The 19,296-nt window shown below is 73.4% G+C and carries 15 protein-coding genes; 7 read left to right on the top strand and 8 right to left on the bottom strand.

Going from position 1 to position 19,296, the window contains the following annotated elements:
- The first annotated feature begins 153 nt into the window (after window positions 1-153).
- Window positions 154-936: a sulfite exporter TauE/SafE family protein gene (locus ACZ8ZB_RS11110; protein WP_470737545.1), complete on the top strand. Its 783-nt coding sequence runs from the start codon at window positions 154-156 to the stop codon at window positions 934-936.
- Between the two features lie 98 nt (window positions 937-1,034).
- Here ACZ8ZB_RS11110 and ACZ8ZB_RS11105 read toward each other — a convergent pair whose 3' ends face one another.
- From ACZ8ZB_RS11105 to ACZ8ZB_RS11090, 4 genes are all read right to left on the bottom strand, one after another.
- The gene (locus tag ACZ8ZB_RS11105; protein WP_470737544.1) at window positions 1,035-1,685 is read right to left on the bottom strand and encodes a class F sortase; all 651 of its coding nucleotides are present in this window, start codon (window positions 1,683-1,685) and stop codon (window positions 1,035-1,037) included.
- A 115-nt stretch (window positions 1,686-1,800) separates the two neighbouring features.
- Entirely contained in the window at window positions 1,801-2,346 is a 546-nt protein-coding gene (locus ACZ8ZB_RS11100; RefSeq protein WP_470737543.1) for a hypothetical protein, read from the bottom strand.
- Window positions 2,347-2,707: 361 nt separating this feature from the next.
- A complete protein-coding gene (locus ACZ8ZB_RS11095) occupies window positions 2,708-4,849 on the bottom strand; it encodes a molybdopterin oxidoreductase family protein (RefSeq protein ID WP_470737542.1) in 2,142 nt (713 codons plus the stop codon).
- A gap of 97 nt (window positions 4,850-4,946) precedes the next feature.
- Window positions 4,947-5,648: a SanA/YdcF family protein gene (locus ACZ8ZB_RS11090; RefSeq protein WP_470737541.1), complete on the bottom strand. Its 702-nt coding sequence runs from the start codon at window positions 5,646-5,648 to the stop codon at window positions 4,947-4,949.
- 212 nt (window positions 5,649-5,860) lie between these two features.
- On the opposite strand from ACZ8ZB_RS11090, the gene ACZ8ZB_RS11085 reads away from it, so the two are divergent.
- The 6 genes from ACZ8ZB_RS11085 (at window position 5,861) to ACZ8ZB_RS11060 (ending at window position 13,672) form a co-directional block, all read left to right on the top strand.
- Entirely contained in the window at window positions 5,861-6,640 is a 780-nt protein-coding gene (locus tag ACZ8ZB_RS11085) for a sirohydrochlorin chelatase (RefSeq protein WP_470737540.1), read from the top strand.
- Window positions 6,641-6,773: 133 nt separating this feature from the next.
- On the top strand, window positions 6,774-8,060 hold the full coding sequence (locus ACZ8ZB_RS11080; RefSeq protein WP_470737539.1) for a deoxyguanosinetriphosphate triphosphohydrolase: 1,287 nt from the start codon (window positions 6,774-6,776) through the stop codon (window positions 8,058-8,060).
- 93 nt (window positions 8,061-8,153) lie between these two features.
- Entirely contained in the window at window positions 8,154-9,419 is a 1,266-nt protein-coding gene (locus ACZ8ZB_RS11075) for an NAD(P)/FAD-dependent oxidoreductase (protein ID WP_470737538.1), read from the top strand.
- A gap of 90 nt (window positions 9,420-9,509) precedes the next feature.
- Complete coding sequence (gene dnaG / locus ACZ8ZB_RS11070) at window positions 9,510-11,438, top strand: DNA primase (protein WP_470737537.1); 1,929 nt, start codon at window positions 9,510-9,512, stop codon at window positions 11,436-11,438.
- A gap of 106 nt (window positions 11,439-11,544) precedes the next feature.
- Window positions 11,545-12,762 carry an RNA polymerase sigma factor gene (locus ACZ8ZB_RS11065; RefSeq protein ID WP_470737536.1) on the top strand — a complete coding sequence of 406 codons (1,218 nt, stop codon included), beginning with the start codon at window positions 11,545-11,547 and terminating at the stop codon, window positions 12,760-12,762.
- A gap of 172 nt (window positions 12,763-12,934) precedes the next feature.
- On the top strand, window positions 12,935-13,672 hold the full coding sequence (locus ACZ8ZB_RS11060) for a hypothetical protein (protein ID WP_470737535.1): 738 nt from the start codon (window positions 12,935-12,937) through the stop codon (window positions 13,670-13,672).
- 16 nt (window positions 13,673-13,688) lie between these two features.
- Here the strand turns inward: ACZ8ZB_RS11060 and ACZ8ZB_RS11055 are convergent, their stop codons facing one another.
- From ACZ8ZB_RS11055 to ACZ8ZB_RS11040, 4 genes are all read right to left on the bottom strand, one after another.
- Window positions 13,689-15,617 carry an ABC transporter ATP-binding protein gene (locus ACZ8ZB_RS11055; protein WP_470737534.1) on the bottom strand — a complete coding sequence of 643 codons (1,929 nt, stop codon included), beginning with the start codon at window positions 15,615-15,617 and terminating at the stop codon, window positions 13,689-13,691.
- Complete coding sequence (locus ACZ8ZB_RS11050) at window positions 15,617-17,350, bottom strand: ABC transporter ATP-binding protein (RefSeq protein WP_470737533.1); 1,734 nt, start codon at window positions 17,348-17,350, stop codon at window positions 15,617-15,619. Before ACZ8ZB_RS11050 ends, ACZ8ZB_RS11055 begins: the two co-directional genes overlap by 1 nt.
- Before the next feature lie 116 nt (window positions 17,351-17,466).
- On the bottom strand, window positions 17,467-18,918 hold the full coding sequence (locus ACZ8ZB_RS11045) for an FGGY family carbohydrate kinase (protein ID WP_470737532.1): 1,452 nt from the start codon (window positions 18,916-18,918) through the stop codon (window positions 17,467-17,469).
- 61 nt (window positions 18,919-18,979) lie between these two features.
- Window positions 18,980-19,285: a YtxH domain-containing protein gene (locus tag ACZ8ZB_RS11040; protein ID WP_371238373.1), complete on the bottom strand. Its 306-nt coding sequence runs from the start codon at window positions 19,283-19,285 to the stop codon at window positions 18,980-18,982.
- Window positions 19,286-19,296: the final 11 nt, after the last annotated feature.

Below are 19,296 nucleotides of genomic sequence, written 5' to 3'. Positions count from 1 at the left end.
CTGCCCTCAGCGGGAGGCGGGCGGGGATGTGAGGGTTCCGGGCCCCGGACGGGGCGTGTGCGAGGAGGCCGGCTCCGCGCCGCTCCTGCGCCAACCTCAACAAACGCTCATCTTGATGGACGCAGCATCTATCCCGTCCCTAGGCTCACGGCCATGCCCGACATCTCCCTGACCACGGTCGTCCTGCTCTGTCTGGCCGCCCTCGCCGCCGGCTGGATCGACGCCGTGGTCGGCGGCGGCGGGCTGCTGCTGCTGCCCGCCCTGCTGCTCGGCCTGCCCGCCGGCACCCCCGCCGCGCACGCGCTCGGCACCAACAAGGCGGTCGCGATCGTCGGCACCACGGGCGCGGCGGTGACGTACGCCCGCAAGGCGCCGGTCGACGTGAGGACCGCCGTGCGCATCGGCCTGGCGGCCCTCGCCGGATCGTCGGCCGGGGCGTTCTTCGCGGCCGGGATGAGCACCGAGGTCCTCAAGCCGGTGATCATGGTGGTGCTGCTCGCGGTGGCCGCCTTCGTGATCCTGCGCCCCGCCTTCGGCACGGCCCCCGCCACCGGCCCGGCGACCCGCCGCCAGATCCTCGCCGCGATCGGCCTGGCCGGCCTCGGCATCGGCTTCTACGACGGCCTCATCGGCCCCGGCACCGGTACGTTCCTCGTCCTGGCGCTCACCGCCCTGCTCCACCTCGACCTGGTCACCGCCTCCGCCACCGCCAAGATCGTCAACTGCTGCACCAACGCCGGGGCCCTCGCCACCTTCGCCTGGCAGGGCGCGGTGCTGTGGCAGCTGGCGGTGCTGATGGCGGTGTTCAACCTGGCGGGCGGCATGCTCGGCGCGCACACGGCCCTGAGGAAGGGCAGCGGCTTCGTCCGCGTCGTGCTGCTGACGGTGGTCTTCGCGCTGGTGGCGAACCTGGCGTACGAGCAGTGGCTGGCCTGAGCGTCCGAGCGCCGGCCGGCCCGGGCGGGCGACGGCCGGCCGATCGCCGTCGGCGGCCCCCGGCGCTCGCGGTCCGTCCCTGACCGGCGTTCCCCGGTTCAGCGGCTGCCGGTCAGGTGGGCGTACACGACGACGTTCCCCCGGTACCCGGTGGTCCGGGAGTAGCCCCCGCCGCAGGTGATGACCCGCAGCTCGGGGCGGGGCGCCGTGCCGTACACCCTCCCGTCGGGGAAGTCCCGCGCGTCGTACACCTCGACGGCGTCCACCGTGAACACGGCGACGCTGCCGTCGCGGCGGTCCACCTCGATGGCGCTGCCCTTGCGCAGGGCGCCGAGGGAGTAGAAGACGGCGGGGCCGTCGGCGTTGTCGACGTGGCCCGCGACGATCGCGGTGCCCCTCTCGCCGGGGGTGGCGCCGGCCCGGTACCAGCCGGCCAGGTTCTCGCGGTCGGCCGGGGGGACGTCGAGGTTGCCGGTGTTCGTCAGGCCGAGGCCGATCAGGGGAGCGTCCACGTCGATCGCGGGGATGCGGACGCGGTCGGGGGAGGAGGGCGGCAGGGCGGGGGCCGAGCTCCGGCCCGCGCTGCGGTCGTCGTCCTCCGTGTGCGCCTGGGCGGCGGACGGCTGCGGCGGCGCCTGCGTCCCGGTCCCGTCGAGCAGCAGCCACATCCCCGCACACAGCGCGCACACCGTGACGGCGGCTATCACCGTGTTGACCGGACCCCCGGTCCGGCGGAACCTGCGGCGCATCACGGACTGACCTCATCTCGAGTGGGCCCCGTACCCCCTCCGGGCCGCGAGGGGCGTCGGACCCGGAGGGGGAGGGGACGTGCGGTACCGGCGGACGGGCAGCGGAGGGTGCCCGTCAGATCCCGTCGCCTCTCGCCCGGCGATGCAGGAGCCAGGTACCGCCCGCGGCGGCGACGGCGAGAGCCGTCACACCGGCCGCGGTCTGTACGGGGTCGGGGCCCAGAGCGCCCCCGACCCCCGTCTTCACACTTCCTCGGGGAACCATCTGCAGCGCCTCGGGCGTCAGCGTGACCACCAGGTCACCGGCGACCCGCCGGCTGCTCCCGTCACACGTCGCGACGATTTCGTACGTCCCCGGCTGCGCGCTCGGCGGCACCCTGAACTGTCCGATCGCGTCCCGTTCGTGCGCGCTCGGCGCCAGTGTGAACCGGCCGGACCCCACGGCGGTGGCGTCGCCCGCCGCGGTCCCGTCGTCACCGCACGCCGCGGTGTTCACCGTGACGTGCGAACCGGGTGCGACCGAGGACGGGTACACCTCCAGGCTCCCGGCCGGCGGGCCGGCGGGTCCCCCGGCGTACGCGGGCGCGGCGAGCAGCCCCGCGGCGGCCACGGCGAGCGCGGTGCCGGTCAGGCCGGTCAGCGGCCGGGCGGTATGTCGCATCGATGCTCCCTCGGGCGGGCCACGGCCCGCGGCAATCCCGTGTGCCGCCGTCGGACGCGTCCCTGCCCCTTCGAGGTAAGTGCCATCGGGCCGCCGCCGCTCCCCGAGGAAGCGTCGGGAGGCGGGCCGAACGGGTGTCGGACGTACCCGTACGGCCGCCCTCTTCATCGCGTTTCAGCAGGTCACCGGGTTGCACGGATCCGATCGCGGCAAAGCGCCCGAAGGGGGCGGTGCACGGGGGTGATCGGGTGACCGGCGCGTCCGCGAGGATCGTGCGCGGGCCGGACCCGGACTCCTCCGGGACGAGGACCCACGAGGAGCAGCGGGCCTGCCGGCGCGAGGCGGGCGAGGACGTCGTCGTTCACGCGGGGGACACGGCGGGCGGGGCGGCGGCCCGCACGGGGCGCACGGCCTCCACGCGGACCGCGCACACCTTGAACTCCGGCATGCGGGAGGTCGGGTCGAGGGCCGGGTTGGTGAGGGTGTTGGCGCGGCCCTCACCGGCCCAGTGGAACGGCATGAAGACCGTGTCCGGCCGGATCGCGGTCGTGATCCTGGCCGGCGCCACCGCCCGCCCCCGCCGGGACACCACGGCCACCGGGTCGCCCTCGGCCGCGCCGAGCCGCTCCGCGAGCCGGGGGTGCAGCTCCACGAACGGGCCGGGCGCGGCGGCGTTCAGCTCGTCCACGCGCCGGGTCTGGGCGCCGGACTGGTACTGCGCCACGACCCGCCCGGTGGTCAGCAGCACGGGGTACTCGGCGTCGGGCTCCTCGGCGACCGCCCGGTGCGAGACCGGCGCGAACCGCGCCCGCCCGTCCTCGGTGGCGAACCGGTCGAGGAAGAGCCGGGGGGTGCCGGGGTGGGCGCCGCTCGCCGGGTCCTCGGGCGCCGGGCACGGCCAGAACACGCCGTTCTCCTCCGCCAGCCTGCGGTAGGTGATCCCCGAGTAGTCCGCGGGCCCGCCCGCGCTGGCCCGGCGCAGCTCCTCGAAGACCTCCTCGGGATCGGTCGGGAACCTCTTCTCCGGGCTCCCCTCCCCGCCCAGCCGCGCGGCCAGCTCGTGCATGACCTCCAGGTCGCTGCGGACGCCCTCCGGCGGCGTGATCGCGCGCCGCCGCAGCAGCACCCTCCCCTCCAGGTTCGTCGTCGTCCCCGTCTCCTCCGCCCACTGCGTCACCGGCAGGACGACGTCGGCGAGCGCGGCCGTCTCCGACAGCACCACGTCGCACACCGCCAGGAAGTCCAGCGAGCGGATCCGCTCCTCGACGTGCGCGGCGCGCGGCGCCGACACCACCGGGTTGGAGCCCATCAGCAGCAGCGAGCGGATGTCCGTGCCGAGCGCGTCCAGCAGCTCGTACGCGCTGCGCCCCGGCCCCGGCAGCGCGTCGGGGTCCACCCCCCACACCCCGGCGACGTGCGCCCGCGCCGCCGGGTCGGTGAGCTTGCGGTAGCCGGGCAACTGGTCGGCCTTCTGGCCGTGCTCGCGCCCGCCCTGCCCGTTGCCCTGCCCGGTCAGGCACCCGTACCCGGACAGCGGCCGGCCCGCCCGCCCCGTCGCCAGGCACAGGTTGATCCACGCGCCCACCGTGTCCGTGCCCTTGGACTGCTGCTCGGGCCCGCGCGCGGTGAGCACCATCGCGGCCTCCGGCTCGCAGAACAGCCGTACCGCCTCCCGCAGTCGCGGCACGGGCACGCCGGTGATGCGCTCCACGTACTCCGGCCAGTGCGCCATCGCGGCGGCCCGGGTCTCCTCCCAGCCGCTGGTGCGCTCCCGGATGTACGCCTCGTCGGTGCGCCCCTCGGCGACGATCAGGTGCAACAGGCCCAGGGCCAGCGCGAGATCGGTGCCGGGGCGCGGCGCCAGGTGCAGATCGGCCTGCTCGGCGGTCTTCGTGCGGCGCGGGTCGACGACGATCAGCGTGCCGCCGTTCTCCCGCAGCTCGGTGAAGTACCGCAGCGACGGCGGCATGGTCTCCGCCGGGTTCGACCCGACGAGGATCACGCACCCGGTCCGCGGGACGTCCTCCAGCGGGAACGGCAGTCCCCGGTCGAGACCGAACGCCCTGCCCCCCGCCGCCGCGGCCGACGACATGCAGAACCGCCCGTTGTAGTCGATCTGGGAGGTCCCCAGCACCACCCGCGCGAACTTCCCCAGGCTGTACGCCTTCTCGTTGGTCAGCCCGCCCCCGCCGAACACCCCGACCGCGTCCGCCCCGTACTCCGCACGCGTCCGCCCCAGCCCCCCGGCGACCCGCTCCAGCGCCTCCTCCCAGGAGGCCGGCGCCAGCACGCCCTCCTCGGACCGCACCAGCGGCGAGGTCAGCCGCACGCTCGACGACAGCACGGCGGGCGCCGTGCGCCCCTTCCCGCACAGCGCCCCCCGGTTCACCGGGAAGTCCGCGCGCTCACTCACCTCGACGGTCCCGTCGGGGGCCGGCGTCAGATTCATCCCGCACTGCAGGGCGCAGTAGGGGCAGTGCGTGGGCGTCACGGTGTCTCGCATACGACCAGGCTGCGTCCCCGGTGTTACGCACCGCGCCGGCCGCTGTTACACCCCGGGTACGGCGACCTCCCCGCCGGCCGGGGCCCGCGGTGAGGCGTCATCCGGTCCGTCGCGCGGACGCCTCCTCGAGCGCGCGCTCCACCCCCGGCTCCCTCGGGCCGAGGAAGCGCGGGTCCGGGCGGAACGCGGCGTCCAGTGCCGCCTTGCCCGCCGCGAAGATCTCCCTGACGCCCCCGTAGTACCAGGTCACGTCGTGACGGTCGTCCACGCCGACGCCGTACGAGGTGACGCCGGCCGCCTCGCACAGGGCCACCGCGCGGCGGATGTGGAAGCCCTGGCTGATCAGCACCGCGCGGTCCACCCCGAAGATCTTCTTCGCGCGGACGCAGGAGTCCCAGGTGTCGAAGCCCGCGTAGTCGCTGACGATCCGTGCGTCGGGCACGCCGTGCCGCGTCAGGTACGCGCGCATCGCGTCCGGCTCGTCGTACTCCTCGCGGCTGTTGTCGCCGGTGACCAGCACCACCTCGATCCGCCCCGCGCGGTACAGCTCCGCCGCCGCGTCCAGCCGGTGCGCGAGGTACGGCGACGGCTCCCCGTCCCACAGCCCCGCGCCGAAGACCACGGCGACGTCGGTGCGCGGCACGTCGGCGGTGGTGCGCAGCCGGTCGTCCGTGGTCACGCGCAGCCAGGTCGCCGGCAGCAGCGCCAGCACGCACACCGCCACCACCGTCCGCACCAGCCGCCGCCACCCCGTACGGGTGCGCGGCAGACGCGGACGGCGGACTCCGAAACGGCGCATCGGACGGGTCCTTCCCGGTAGGTCCTCGACCGGGGGAGACGCACCGCCGGGCCTTCCGGTTCGCCTCACGCACTGTGACCGGTTTCACGGTTCGAGGTGAAACGCCAGGTCGAACCGCCCCGCACCCACCGCCGTCCACATGGTGAACCGCTGGAAAACGCCCGTCACGCCCGCGCAACGGGAAGGCAACGTGCCGCACCCACGATCAGTGCATGACGGCGTACCCCATGAACGACCGCGACACCCGGCCCGCCCTCGTCGTCGTGGCCCACGGCAGCCGCGACCCGCGCGCACTGAGCACCGTACGGCGGCTCCTGGACCGCGTCCGCGCGCTGCGGCCGGACCTGCCCGTGCACCTGGGCCACATCGAGCTGAACGCGCCCCTGCTCCCCGACACCCTGGCCGGGCTGGACGCGCACGGCACCAGGGCCGCCGTCCTGGTGCCGTTGCTGCTCAGCCGGGGCCACCACGTCAAGCGGGACATCCCCGAGACGGCCGCCGGGGCGCGGCTGCACGCGCGCGTGGCCGCCCCGCTCGGCCCGCATCCCCTCCTCGTGGACGCCCTGCACGCCCGCCTCACCGAGGCCGGCTGGCGCACCCCGGCGGACGCGGCGGCCCGCCGCGCGAGCGGCGTCGTGCTCGCCGCCGCCGGCTCCCGCGACCCCGAGTCGCGGATCGACACCGGCCGTACCGCGCGGCTGCTCGCCGAACGCCTCGGCGTCCCCGTCGTCCCCGCGTACGCCTCCGCCGCCGCCCCCACGGTCCCCGAGGCCGTACGGTCCCTGGCCGCCCAAGGCCGTCATCACGTGGCCGTGGCCTCCTCCTTCACGGCCCCCGGCCGCTTCGCCACCGAGTGCGCGGCGGCCGCGCCGTGGATCGCCTCCGCCCCCCTCGGCACCCACCCGGCGATGGCCCGCCTCCTCCTCCACCGCTACGGCCAGGCCCTGCGGACACCCGCCACCGCGCCCCTGCAGCTGGCGTCGGCTTCCTGAGCGGGCCCGGCGGCGGGCCGGCCCGCGGCTCCGCCGCGTGGGCGCGACCGGGGTCCGGGAAAGGGGAGGGACGGCGAGGAGAACCGGACGCGTAAGGCGCCCCGCTGTCACACCTCCCCCTTAATGTCATGGCATGGAAGGCACCGCTCCCCCCGCCGCACACGCCCCGGCATACGACCCGACGTCAGTCGCCCGCTGGGCCCCCGAACCCGACAAACGCCCCGGCCGCACCGCCTTCCAACGCGACCGTGCCCGCGTCCTGCACTCCGCCGCCCTGCGCCGCCTCGCCGGCAAGACGCAGGTCGTCACCCCGGGGGAGCGCAGCCAGGTCTGGGACGCCAGCCCCCGCACCCGCCTCACCCACTCCCTGGAATGCGCCCAGGTCGGCCGCGAGCTCGGGGCCGCCCTCGGCTGCGACCCCGACCTGGTGGAGGCCGCCTGCCTCTCCCACGACCTCGGCCACCCGCCCTTCGGCCACAACGGCGAACAGGCGCTGAACGAGTTCGCCGAGGACTGCGGCGGCTTCGAGGGCAACGCCCAGTCGCTCCGCCTCCTCACCCGCATCGAACCCAAACGCTTCACCCCCGAAGGCTCCGTCGGCCTCAACCTCACCCGCGCCGCCCTCGACGCCGCCACCAAGTACCCCTGGCCCCGCGGCGCCCACCCCACCGACCCGGCCTCCCCGAAGTTCGGCGTCTACGAGGACGACCGCCCCGTCTTCGACTGGGTCCGCGAGGGCGCCCCCGGCACCCGCACCTGCTTCGAGGCCCAGGTCATGGACTGGGCCGACGACGTGGCCTACTCGGTGCACGACGTGGAGGACGGTCTGCACGCCGGCCACATCGACCCCAACTGCCTGCACGCCGATCCGGAGCGGGAGGCCGTCTTCGCCGTCGCCGTCGGCCGGTACGTCCCCGCCGACACCGACCCCGCCGAACTCGCGGAGGCCCTCGACCGCCTCCTCGACCAGGAGTGGTGGCCGCACGGCTACGACGGCACCGCCTCCGCCCAGGCCCGCCTCAAGGACGCCACCAGCCAGCTCATCGGCCGCTTCTGCCTCGCCGCCGAAGGCGCCACCCGCCGGGCCCACGGCGGCGGGCGCCTCACCCGGTACGGCGCCGAACTGGTCGTACCGCGCGGCATCCGCATGGAGTGCGCGGTCCTCAAGGCGGTCGCCGACCGGTACGTCATGCAGCGCGCCGAGCAGGAGCTGCTCCGCGCCGACCAGCGGATCGTCGTCCTGGAGCTGGCCGAGGCGCTCACCTCCCGCGCCCCCGACGGCCTGGACCCCCAGTTCCGCACCCTGTTCGACCGGGCCCCGGACGACCGCGCCCGCAAGCGCGTGATCGTCGACCAGATCGCGTCGCTCACGGACGCCTCGGCCCGCTCGCTCCACGCCCGGCTCACCGGGCGGGCATGAGCCGTATGGCCTGATCGGGTCACTCCCCCTTCCGGCAACACCCTGCGTGCGGGACGCTCGCAGGTGGCGACACCCCCAAGAGGAGGCATCGACGTGGTCGACGCGGATCAGACATTCGTCATCGTCGGAGGCGGCCTGGCCGGCGCCAAGGCGGCCGAGACGCTGAGAGCGGAGGGCTTCACCGGCCGCGTGATACTGATCTGCGACGAACGCGACCACCCCTACGAGCGTCCGCCCCTCTCCAAGGGCTACCTCCTCGGCAAGGCCGGGCGCGACAGCGTCCTCGTCCACGAGCCGGCCTGGTACGCGCGCCACGACGTCGAGCTGCACCTCGGCCAGACCGTCGACGCCGTCGACCGCGCCGCGAAGACCGTCCGCTTCGGCGAGGACGGCACCGTCGTCCGCTACGACAAGCTGCTGCTCGCCACCGGCGCCGAGCCCCGCCGTCTCGACATCCCGGGCACCGGCCTCGGGGGCGTCCACCACCTGCGCCGCCTCGCCCACGCCGAGCGCCTCAAGGGCGTCCTGGCCTCCCTGGGCCGGGACAACGGCCATCTGGTGATCGCCGGCGCCGGCTGGATCGGCCTGGAGACCGCGGCGGCGGCCCGCGGGTACGGCGCGGAGGTCACCGTCGTCCACCGCGGCCGGACCCCGCTGCACTCGGCCATCGGCCCCGAGCTCGGCCAGCTCTTCGCCGAGCTGCACAGCGACCACGGGGTGCGCTTCCACTTCGGCGCCACGCTCACCGAGATCACCGGCCAGGACGGCATGGTCCTCGCCGCCCGCACCGACGACGGCGAGGAGCACCCCGCGCACGCCGTCCTCGCGGCGATCGGCGCGGCCCCGCGCACCTCGCTCGCGGAGTCGGCGGGGCTGGAGCTCGCCGACCGCGCGGACGGCGGCGGCGTCCTCGTCGACGAACGGCTGCGCACCTCCGACCCGGACATCTACGCGGCCGGCGACGTCGCGTCCTTCCCGCACGCCCTCTTCGGCACGCGGCTGCGGGTGGAGCACTGGGCCAACGCGCTGAACGGCGGGCCGGCGGCCGCCCGCTCCATGCTGGGCCGGGAGGAGATCTACGACCGCGTGCCCTACCTCTTCACCGATCAGTACGACCTGGGGATGGAGTACTCCGGATGGGCGCCGCCGGGCTCCTACGACCAGGTGGTCGTCCGGGGCGACGCGGGGAAGCGCGAGTTCATCGCGTTCTGGGTGAGGGAGGGGCGGGTGCTCGCGGGGATGAACGTGAACGTGTGGGACGTCACGGAGCCGATCCAGGGGCTGATCCGCTCCGGTGCGCAGGTGGACACGGAGGCGCTGGCGGATCCGCACGTGCCGCTGGAGAGTCTTGTCGTCTAGAAGACCGCCGGGTGCGCCGCACCGCGCGTGCGGCGCCGTCGCGGCTGGTCGCGTCCCCGGGGTGCAGGGCCCGCCCCGTAGAATTCACGCGTGGCTGGGCGGATCAACGATGAGGACGTGAAGGCGGTTCGGGACGCGGTCCCGATCGACGCCGTCGTGTCCGAGTACCTCCAGCTGCGGAACGCGGGCGGCGGGAACCTCAAGGGGCTCTGTCCCTTCCACGACGAGAAGTCGCCGTCCTTCCAGGTCAGCCCGAGCAAGGGACTCTTCCACTGCTTCGGCTGCCAGGAGGGCGGCGACACCATCACGTTCGTGATGAAGATCGACCACCTCTCCTTCTCGGAGGCGGTCGAGCGCCTCGCCGGACAGGCCGGCATCACCCTGCGCTACGAGGAGGGCGGGTACAACCCCTCCCACCAGCGCGGCGAGCGCATCCGCCTGGTCGAGGCCCACAAGATCGCCGCCGAGTGGTACGCGGAACAGCTCGCGACCTCCCCCGAGGCCGACACCGGCCGGGCCTTCCTCGCCGACCGCGGCTTCGACCAGGCCGCCGCCGTCCACTTCGGCGTCGGCTACAGCCCGCAGGGCTGGGACCACCTCACCCGTTTCCTGCGCGGCAAGGGCTTCAGCGACAAGGAGCTGATCCTCTCCGGCCTCTCCCAGGAGGGCCGCCGCGGCCCCATCGACCGCTTCCGCGGCCGGCTGATGTGGCCCATCCGCGACATCGGCGGGGAGGTCGTCGGCTTCGGCGCCCGCAAGCTGTACGAGGCGGACACCGGCCCGAAGTACCTCAACACCCCCGAGACCGCGATCTACAAGAAGTCCCAGGTCCTCTACGGCATCGACCTGGCGAAGAAGGACATCGCGAAGTCCTCCCGCGCGGTCGTCGTCGAGGGCTACACCGACGTCATGGCCTGCCACCTGGCCGGGGTGACGACCGCCATCGCCACCTGCGGCACCGCCTTCGGCGGCGACCACATCAAGATCCTGCGCCGGCTGCTCATGGACAACGGCAGCGCGCGCGTGATCTTCACCTTCGACGGCGACGCGGCCGGCCAGAAGGCGGCCCTGCGCGCCTTCGAGGACGACCAGAAGTTCGCCGCCGAGACCTACATCGCCATCGCCCCCGACGGCATGGACCCCTGCGACCTGCGCCTCGCCAAGGGCGACGAGGCCGTCGCCGACCTGGTCGAACCCCGTACCCCGCTCTTCGAGTTCGCCCTCCGCCAGATCGTGGTCCGCTACGACCTGGACACCCCGGCCGGCCGTGCCGCCGCCCTCGACGAGGCCGCCCCGATCGTCGCCCGGATCAAGAACAGCGGCGCCCAGCACGAGGTCGCCGTCCAGCTCGCCGGGATGCTCGGCATCCTCGACACCCAGTTCGTCGTCAAGCGGGTGGCGCAGCTGGCCCGCTGGGCCCGTGAGCGCGGCGGCAAGGGCCCCGCCCCCGACCGGCAGCAGCGCGGCGGCGGCCCCCAGCAGTACGCCTCCGTCCCGGACCGGCCGGCCCCGCGCGGCCCCGCCCTCAACCTCCGCAACCCGGTCTTCGCCACCGAGCGCGAACTGCTCAAGCTCGCCCTCCAGCGCCCGGAGCTGGTCTCCCCGGCTTTCGACGCGTACGGCGTCGACGAGTTCACCGCCCCGCCCTACGCGGCCGTGCGCCAGGCGATCCTGGACGCGGGCGGCGCGGAGTACGGCGCCCAGGACCCGCAGGAGTACCTGATCCGGGTCCGCGAGGCCGCCCCCGACGACACCGTCCGCGCCATGGTCACCGAGCTCGCCGTCGAGGCGATCATGCTGCACCGGGGGGTCAAGGAGGTCGACGAGACCTACGCGGGCGCCCAGCTGGTCACCGTCCGACGCCGCGCGGTCGAGCGCCGCATCCGTGACGTCGCCAGCCGCCTCACCCGCCTCAGCGCCCACGGCGACCCGAGCGAACTGGCCGCCGTGCAGAACGAGTTGTGGGTGCTCCAGCAGTACGACCAGGCCCTGCGGGAGCACGGCGCCGCCGCGCTGTGAGGGCGGCCGGGGACGGACCCGGGTAACCGTCCGGTCACCGGCCGGACGCAAAAAGTCACCGCACGCCCCTCGTGGGGACGATGTGTCGTACGCCACACTGGATTCGGTGCCTGAGTCCTCGGAGCGCGGCCGATCCGTCACCGACGGGTCCCGGACATCCGCGGTTCCGCTCATCGCGTACGGGACGGACAGCGGCGAGGCCGCCGACTCCGTTCCCGAAGTACCGCTGCCCCACCCCCCGGCAGCGATCATCCTGGAGGTCGCACCCGTGCAGACCCGGACCCTCACCCAGCCCGACGCCGACGTCCTCGTCGCCGTGCCCGCGCACAGCCGCGTCGCGCACCCCCTCGAGACACCGTCCGAGCCGGCCGAACCCGTCGAGCCGGTCGCGCCCGTCCGCCCCGAGACCGGCGGCCCCTCCTCGGACCTGTTCCGGCAGTACCTGCGCGAGATCGGGCGCATCCCGTTGCTGACCGCCGCCGAGGAGGTCGAACTCGCCCGCCGTGTCGAGGCGGGGCTGTTCGCCGAGGAGAAACTGCGGCTGGCCCCCGATCTGGACAGCCGGCTCGCCGTCGACCTGGACCGGCTCGTCGTCCTGGGCCGGATGGCCAAACGGCGGCTGATCGAGGCGAACCTCCGGCTCGTCGTGTCCGTCGCCAAGCGGTACGTGGGCCGGGGACTGACCATGCTGGACCTGGTCCAGGAGGGGAACCTGGGACTGATCCGCGCGGTGGAGAAGTTCGACTACGCGCGCGGGTACAAGTTCTCCACGTACGCCACGTGGTGGATCCGGCAGGCCATGTCGCGCGCGCTGGCCGACCAGGCCCGGACCATTCGCGTGCCCGTGCACGTGGTGGAGCTCATCAACCGGGTGGTGCGGGTGCAGCGGCGGATGCTGCAGGAGCGGGGGTACGAGCCGACGCCGGCGGAGGTCGCCGCGCACCTCGGCCTGTCGGCCGAGCGGGTGGGGGAGGTGCTCCGGCTCGCGCAGGAGCCGGTCTCCCTGCACGCCCCGGTGGGCGAGGAGGAGGACGTGGCGCTCGGTGACCTCATCGAGGACGGTGACGCGGCGAGTCCCGTGGAGACGGCGGCGTTCCTGCTGCTGCGGGAGCATCTGGAGGCGGTGCTGTCGACGCTGGGGGAGCGGGAGCGGAAGGTGGTGCAGCTCCGGTACGGCCTGGTCGACGGGCGCCCGCGCACCCTGGAGGAGATAGGCCGCCTCTTCGGAGTGACCCGCGAGCGGATACGGCAGATCGAGTCCAAGACGCTGGGCAAGCTCCGCGACCACGCCTTCGCGGATCAGTTGCGCGGTTATCTGGACTGACCGCACCCCGCACCGCACGACTGCCGCGACGGAACGGCCCCTCCCCTCAACTCGCTCCATGCGTAGAGGTTTTACGTATTTCCGCTGACGCCGCACTCGTTGTTCTCCGTCACCGTCTTCCCCGATGTGACTCGGTGCCGACGCGCCGGGCACAGGTGTCTGAGGAGTGAGCATGCGAATGGACGGACTGCGGCGGGTCCCGGCGGCCGTGGCGATGCTGGGGGCAGCGGCTCTGCTGGCCGGCTGCGGAGGCGGCGACGAGGAGTCCGGGGACGGCGGCGGTGGTGGCGCGGCCGAGAGCTCGCAGAAGGGGACCTCGGCGGGGAAGACGGGCGGCGGTCCGCTGGACGCGGCCGGTCTGGAGAGTGCGGCGGTCGCCGAGGCGGACCTGCCCGACCACACCTTCACCGTCTTCAAGCAGGGCACCGTCCTCGGAAGCAAGGGCGAACCGGCCGCCCCGGCGGTCTGCCAGCCCATCGAGGACATCCGACTGCGCTCACCCGAACCGGCACCGGCCGCGGCGGCGGCCCGCTCCGTCCGCCCGAACACGGACACACAGGAGACCGAGATCGCGCTGTACGCCTACGACAAGGCGGCCGACGCCGAGGAACTCCTCACCCGCGTCCGCGAGGCGGCGAAGAACTGCCCCGCAGGCTACGAGGACGACACCGGTCTGAACCCGACCGTGACCGCCCTCGCCGACCCCGACCCCGGGCCGGGTGACGAGGCGGTCGCCTACCAGCGGGAGCTGTCCGGCACGGCGCACTGGTACCGGGTGGTGCGCAGCGGCCCCCACGTCGCCGTCTTCGGGTGGAAGAGCCCGGTCGCACACAAGAACGCGGGCGAGGCCCCGGACGAGGTGATCACCGCCCAGATGGAGAAGCTGACGAAGACGGCCGGTAAGGGCTGAGCCGGGGACGCGCGCGTCAGTCGACCTCCGCCACCGCCTGTGCGAACTGGGCCCGGTACAGGCGGGCGTACGCCCCGTCCGCCGCCAGCAGCTTCTCGTGCGCGCCCTGTTCGACGATCGCGCCGTTCTCCATCACCAGGATCGTGTCCGCGTCCCGGATCGTCGACAGCCGGTGCGCGATCACGAACGAGGTGCGCCCGTGCGCCAGTTGCGCCATCGCCTTCTGGATCAGCACCTCCGTACGCGTGTCCACGGAGCTCGTCGCCTCGTCCAGCACCAGGATCACCGGGTCCGACAGGAACGCCCGGGCGATCGTGATCAGCTGCTTCTCACCCGCGCTGACCCCCGCCCCCTCGTCGTCGATCACCGTGTCGTACCCGTCGGGCAGCGTCCGGACGAACCGGTCCGCGTGCGCCGCCCGGGCCGCCTCCTCGATCTCCTCCCGGGTGACCTCGCGGGACGCCCCGTACGCGATGTTCTCCGCGATGGTGCCGCCGAACAGCCAGGTGTCCTGCAGCACCATGCCGATGCCGGAGCGCAGTTCGTCCCGGGACATCCTCGCCATGTCCACCCCGTCGAGCGTGATCCGCCCCCCGGACACCTCGTAGAACCGCATCAGCAGGTTCACCAGCGTCGTCTTGCCGGCCCCGGTCGGCCCGACGATCGCCACCGTGTGGCCCGGCTCGACCGTCAGCGACAGGTCCTCGATCAGCGGCTTCCCGGGGTCGTACCGGAACGACACGTGCTCCAGCGCCACCCGCCCGCGCAACCGCTCGGGCCTCTCGGCGGGCGAGGCGTCCGCCCCCTGCTCCTCGGCGTCGAGCAGTTCGAAGACCCGCTCCGCCGAGGCGACACCCGACTGCACCAGGTTCGCCATCGAGGCGACCTGCGTCAGCGGCATCGAGAACTGCCGCGAGTACTGGATGAACGCCTGCACGTCACCGATGGACAGCGTGCCCGATGCGACCCGAAGGCCCCCGACGACCGCCACCAGCACGTAGTTGATGTTCGAGACGAAGAACATCAGCGGCTGCATGACGCCGCTGTTGAACTGCGCCTTGAACCCGGCCTCGTACAGCGCCTCGTTCTCCTCGGCGAACGTGCGCGCCGACTCCTCCTGCCGCCCGAACACCTTCACCAGGGTGTGCCCGGTGTACATCTCCTCGATGTGCGCGTTGAGCGTGCCGGTGCTGCGCCACTGCTGCACGAAGTGCGGTTGCGACCGCTTGCCGACGCGGGTGGCGACGACGAACGACAGCGGCACCGTCACCAGCGCGACCAGTGCGAGGATCCAGGAGACGTAGAACATCATCGCGAGCACGCCGACGATGGTGAGCAGCGAGTTGATCAGCTGGCCCATCGACTGCTGGAGCGTCTGCCCGATGTTGTCGATGTCGTTGGTGGCGCGGCTGAGCACCTCACCGCGCTGCCGCTGGTCGAAGTACGACAGCGGCAGCCGCGACAGCTTCGTCTGCACGTCCTCGCGCATCCGGAACACGGTGTGGTTGACCGCCCGGTTCACCAGCCGGGTCGCCACCGCCATCAGCAGGCCGGCCACGCCGAACACCGCCAGCGCGACCAGCAGGACGTTGCCCACCGCCGTGAAGTCGATGCCCTCGCCGGGGGTGAAGTCGGTGCTGCGGAGCATGTCGGCGACGTCGCCCTCGCCCCGCTCCCGCATCGACTCCAGCACCTGCTCCTTGGTGGCTCCCTCCGGCATCTCCCGTCCGACGATGCCGGAGAAGACCAGGTCGGTCGCCTCGCCGAGGATCTTCGGCCCGATCACGCTGAGCCCCACGCTGAGCACGACACAGGCCAGCAGCCCGTAGATCGTCAGGCGCTCCGGCCGGAACCGGGCGATCAGCCGTCTGCTCGACCCCTTGAAGTCGATCGACCGCTGGTCGGGGCCGCCCCCGGCCATCATCCGTCCTCCGGGCCCCGCCATCAGGCAGCCTCCGCTTCCGTCAGCTGGGAGAGCACGATCTCCCGGTAGGTGTCGTTGTCCGCCATCAGTTCGTGGTGCCGGCCGGTGCCGACGACCCGGCCCTCGTCCAGGACCACGATCCGGTCGGCGTCCCGGATGGTCGCCACCCGCTGGGCGACGATCACCACGGTCGCCCCGGCCGTCTCCCGTGCGAGGGCCGCCCGCAGGGCCGCGTCGGTGGCGTAGTCGAGCGCGGAGAAGGAGTCGTCGAAGAGGTAGATCTCCGGGCGCTGCACCAGCGTCCGGGCGATCGCGAGACGCTGGCGCTGACCGCCGGAGACGTTCGTCCCGCCCTGCGCGACCGGCGCGTCGAGGCCGCCCTCGAGCCGCTCCACGAAGTCCTTGCCCTGCGCCACCTCCAGCGCGTGCCACAGCTCCTCGTCCGTGGCGTCCGGATTGCCGTAGCGCAGGTTCGTCGCCACCGTGCCCGAGAAGAGGTACGGCTTCTGCGGCACGAGTCCGACCGTCCTCGCCAGCAGCGCCGGATCGATGTCCGCCACGGGCACGCCGTCCACCAGCACCTCCCCGTCGGTCGCGTCGAACAGCCGGGGGACGAGACCGAGCAGCGTGGACTTGCCGCTGCCGGTGGAACCGATCACGGCCGTGACCTCGCCGGGCCGCGCCACCAGGTCGACCGACCTCAGCACCGGCTCCTCGGCGCCCGGGTAGCGGAAGCCCGCACCCCGGAGCTCCAGGTGCCCGTGCCGGCGCAGCTCGGTGACGGGCGCGGCGGGCGGCACCACGCTGGAGGAGGTGTCCAGCACCTCGTGGATGCGCTCGGCGCACACCTCGGCGCGCGGCACCATCATGAACATGAAGGTGGCCATCATCACGGACATGACGATCTGCATCAGATAGGCGAGGAACGCGGTCAGGTCGCCGATCTGCATCCCGCCGCTGTCGATGCGGTGCGCGCCGAACCACACCACCGCGATCGACGACAGGTTGACCACCGTCATGACCACCGGGAACATCAGCGCGAGCAGATTGCCCGTGCGCAGCGAGACGTCGGTCAGCTCGGTGTTGGACCTCCCGAACCGCTCCTGCTCGTACGCGTCCCGCACGAAGGCGCGGATCACCCGGTTGCCGGTGATCTGCTCGCGCAGCACCCGGTTCACCGTGTCGAGCCTCTCCTGCATGGTCCGGAACATCGGACGCAGCCGCCGCACGATCAGCGTCACGCAGACGCCCAGCACCGGCACCACCGCGACCAGCACCCCGGACAGCGGGACGTCCAGGCCGAGCGCCATCACGATGCCGCCCACGCACATGATGGGCGCCGACACCATCAGGGTGAACGTCATCAGGACCAGCGTCTGCACCTGCTGGACGTCGTTGGTCGTACGGGTGATCAGCGAGGGCGCGCCGAAGTGGCCCACCTCACGCGCGGAGAACGACTGCACCCGGTCGAACACGGCGGCGCGCACGTCCCGTCCCAGCGCCGACGCGGTCCGGGCGCCGTAGTACACGGCGCCGATGTTGCACACGACCTGGGCCAGCGAGATGCCGAGCATCAGGACGCCGTGGCTCAGGATGTAACCGGTGTCGCCCTCGACGACGCCGCCGTCGATGATGTCCGCGTTGAGCGTGGGCAGGTAGAGCGAGGCGCAGGTCTGCAGGAACTGCAGCAGCACCAGGAGGGCGACGGGTTTCTTGTAGGGCCTCAGATGGGTTCGCAGCAGTCGTATGAGCACGCTGAATCTCTCGGAGTGGTCGGCGGGGGCGTCGGTTGCCCGTGGCCCCTATCGTCGGACACTCCACCCGCGTTACCTCAACCGAATTAACCGGCCCGGTCCCCGGTCCTGCCGCGCTACGGGCGGAACGCCCCCGGATGCGTCTGCTCGCGCACCGACACGTACTGCTGGCGCACCGCCTGCCCCACCGCCAGGTCCTCCCCGGGATCCAGCACCTGCGCCACCGGACCCTGCCAGACCGGCGGGGTGCGCGGATCGAGGGCCCCCTGCGACACGCCGAGCGCCCACGCCCCCTGCCGGGCCGCGCCGATCGCCGCGTAGTCCGCGGGCTGCGGCACCACCACCTGCGCCCCGAACAGCCCGGGCGCCGCCGACTGCACGGCCGGCAGCTCCGCGGCCGGACCCAGCAGGAAGACCCGCCGCACCTCCACGCCCCGGCCGCGCAGCACGTCCAGCGCGTCCCCGAGTCCGCACAGCATCCCCTCGAACGCGGCCCGCGCCAGGTGCTCCGGCTTCATCGACTCCCGCCGCAGCCCGGCCAGCGTGCCGGCGGTGTGCGGCAGGTTCGGGGTGCGCTCGCCCTCCAGGTACGGCAGCAGCACCAGCCCGTGCGCCCCCGGCGTCGACTTCATCGCCAGGTCGGACAGGCTCTCCAGATCGGGCAGCCCGAGCAGCTCGGCGGTCCCGCGCAGGGCGCGCACGGCGTTCAGGGTGGTGACGACGGGCAGGTGCATGCCGGTCGCGTCCGCCAAAGAGGTGATCATCCCGTACTGGTCGACGAGCGCCTCGGGGTGCACGGCCATCACGGACCCGGACGCGCCCAGCGACACCACCGCGTCGCCCAGCCCGATCCCGAGCCCGAACGCCGCCGCCATCGTCTCGCCCGTACCGGCGGAGATCAGCAGTCCCTCCGGCGTCGTGCCGGCCGCGTCCGCCGGGCCGATCACCTCGGGCAGCATCGCCTGGTGGCCGAGCGCCAGTTCCACCAGATCGGGCCGGTAGCCGCCGGTGGCCGCCGCCCAGTACCCGGTGCCGGAAGCCCCGCCCCGGTCGGTGGTGCGCCGCACCGGCCGGCCGAGCAGCTGCCACACCAGCCAGTCGTGCGCCTGCAGCAGCACGGCGGTGCGCGCCGCGTTCTCCGGTTCGCTGCGGGCCAGCCAGCGCAGCTTGGTCACCGGCTGCCCGGCCCCCGGCACACAGCCCACGGCCCGCGCCCACGCCTCGCGCCCGCCGAGGGCGTCGATCAGATCGGCCGCCGCGACCTGGGCCCGCTTGTCGCCGCCGGTCATCGCCGGCCGCACGGTGTTGCCCTGCGCGTCCAGCGGCACCAGCGCGTTCGCCTGCGCGGAGACGCCGATGGCCTGCACGCCCTCCAGCAGGCCGCCGCCCGCCGCCTCGCCGAGGGACAGCAGCCAGGCCTGCGGGTCGACGTCGGAGGGGCGGCTGCCGTCGGCGCCCTGGATCGGATGCTGGGCGTACCCCTGCCTGAGCACGGCTCCGGTGTCCGTGTCACAGACGACGATGCGAGTGGAATCTGGCGCGCTGTCCAGTCCGGCGACTATCCCCATACGGCGAATTTTGCCGCATGGGGAGGGATGGGTGGGGCGTGGGCGGCGTTGCGGGGCGCCCTTACGTGTTGCTGGTGCCCCAGTCGTCCTCCGCCGGGCCGTGGGCCGTGCGTTCGCGGAGGGTGCGGACCCGCTGGGCGACGGAGTCGGGCATGCGGTCGCCGACCTTGTGGCTCACCGCCTGGTAGGCCTTGTCCGCGAACTCGCGGCTCTGCTGTGCCGCGCTCTCCGCGGTGTTGCGCACCGCGGGGTTCCGGGTGAGCTGCTGTGCGGACTTCCGCAGCTGCTCGTATCGCTCCCGGCCGGCTTTCGTGCCCAGGACGTAGCCCAGGGCTGCTCCGGCGACGAACGTGAGCCGGTACTTCATGGCGGCCACCC

This window comes from Streptomyces sp. 12E (assembly GCF_055633275.1).
Note: the sequence above shows the minus strand (reverse complement) of the source record. Positions and strands in the feature narration are given on the sequence as shown.

Bases quoted from the DNA above. Each gene is read 5' to 3' on its own strand.
- ACZ8ZB_RS11085 (WP_470737540.1), top strand. From the start codon at position 5,861: ATGACGGCGTACCCCATGAACGACCGCGACACCCGGCCCGCCCTCGTC.
- ACZ8ZB_RS11090 (WP_470737541.1), bottom strand. From the start codon at position 5,648: ATGCGCCGTTTCGGAGTCCGCCGTCCGCGTCTGCCGCGCACCCGTACG.
- ACZ8ZB_RS11105 (WP_470737544.1), bottom strand. From the start codon at position 1,685: ATGCGCCGCAGGTTCCGCCGGACCGGGGGTCCGGTCAACACGGTGATA.
- ACZ8ZB_RS11040 (WP_371238373.1), bottom strand. From the start codon at position 19,285: ATGAAGTACCGGCTCACGTTCGTCGCCGGAGCAGCCCTGGGCTACGTC.
- ACZ8ZB_RS11095 (WP_470737542.1), bottom strand. From the start codon at position 4,849: ATGCGAGACACCGTGACGCCCACGCACTGCCCCTACTGCGCCCTGCAG.
- ACZ8ZB_RS11080 (WP_470737539.1), top strand. From the start codon at position 6,774: ATGGAAGGCACCGCTCCCCCCGCCGCACACGCCCCGGCATACGACCCG.
- ACZ8ZB_RS11110 (WP_470737545.1), top strand. From the start codon at position 154: ATGCCCGACATCTCCCTGACCACGGTCGTCCTGCTCTGTCTGGCCGCC.
- ACZ8ZB_RS11100 (WP_470737543.1), bottom strand. From the start codon at position 2,346: ATGCGACATACCGCCCGGCCGCTGACCGGCCTGACCGGCACCGCGCTC.
- ACZ8ZB_RS11045 (WP_470737532.1), bottom strand. From the start codon at position 18,918: ATGGGGATAGTCGCCGGACTGGACAGCGCGCCAGATTCCACTCGCATC.
- ACZ8ZB_RS11060 (WP_470737535.1), top strand. From the start codon at position 12,935: ATGCGAATGGACGGACTGCGGCGGGTCCCGGCGGCCGTGGCGATGCTG.
- ACZ8ZB_RS11055 (WP_470737534.1), bottom strand. From the start codon at position 15,617: ATGGCGGGGCCCGGAGGACGGATGATGGCCGGGGGCGGCCCCGACCAG.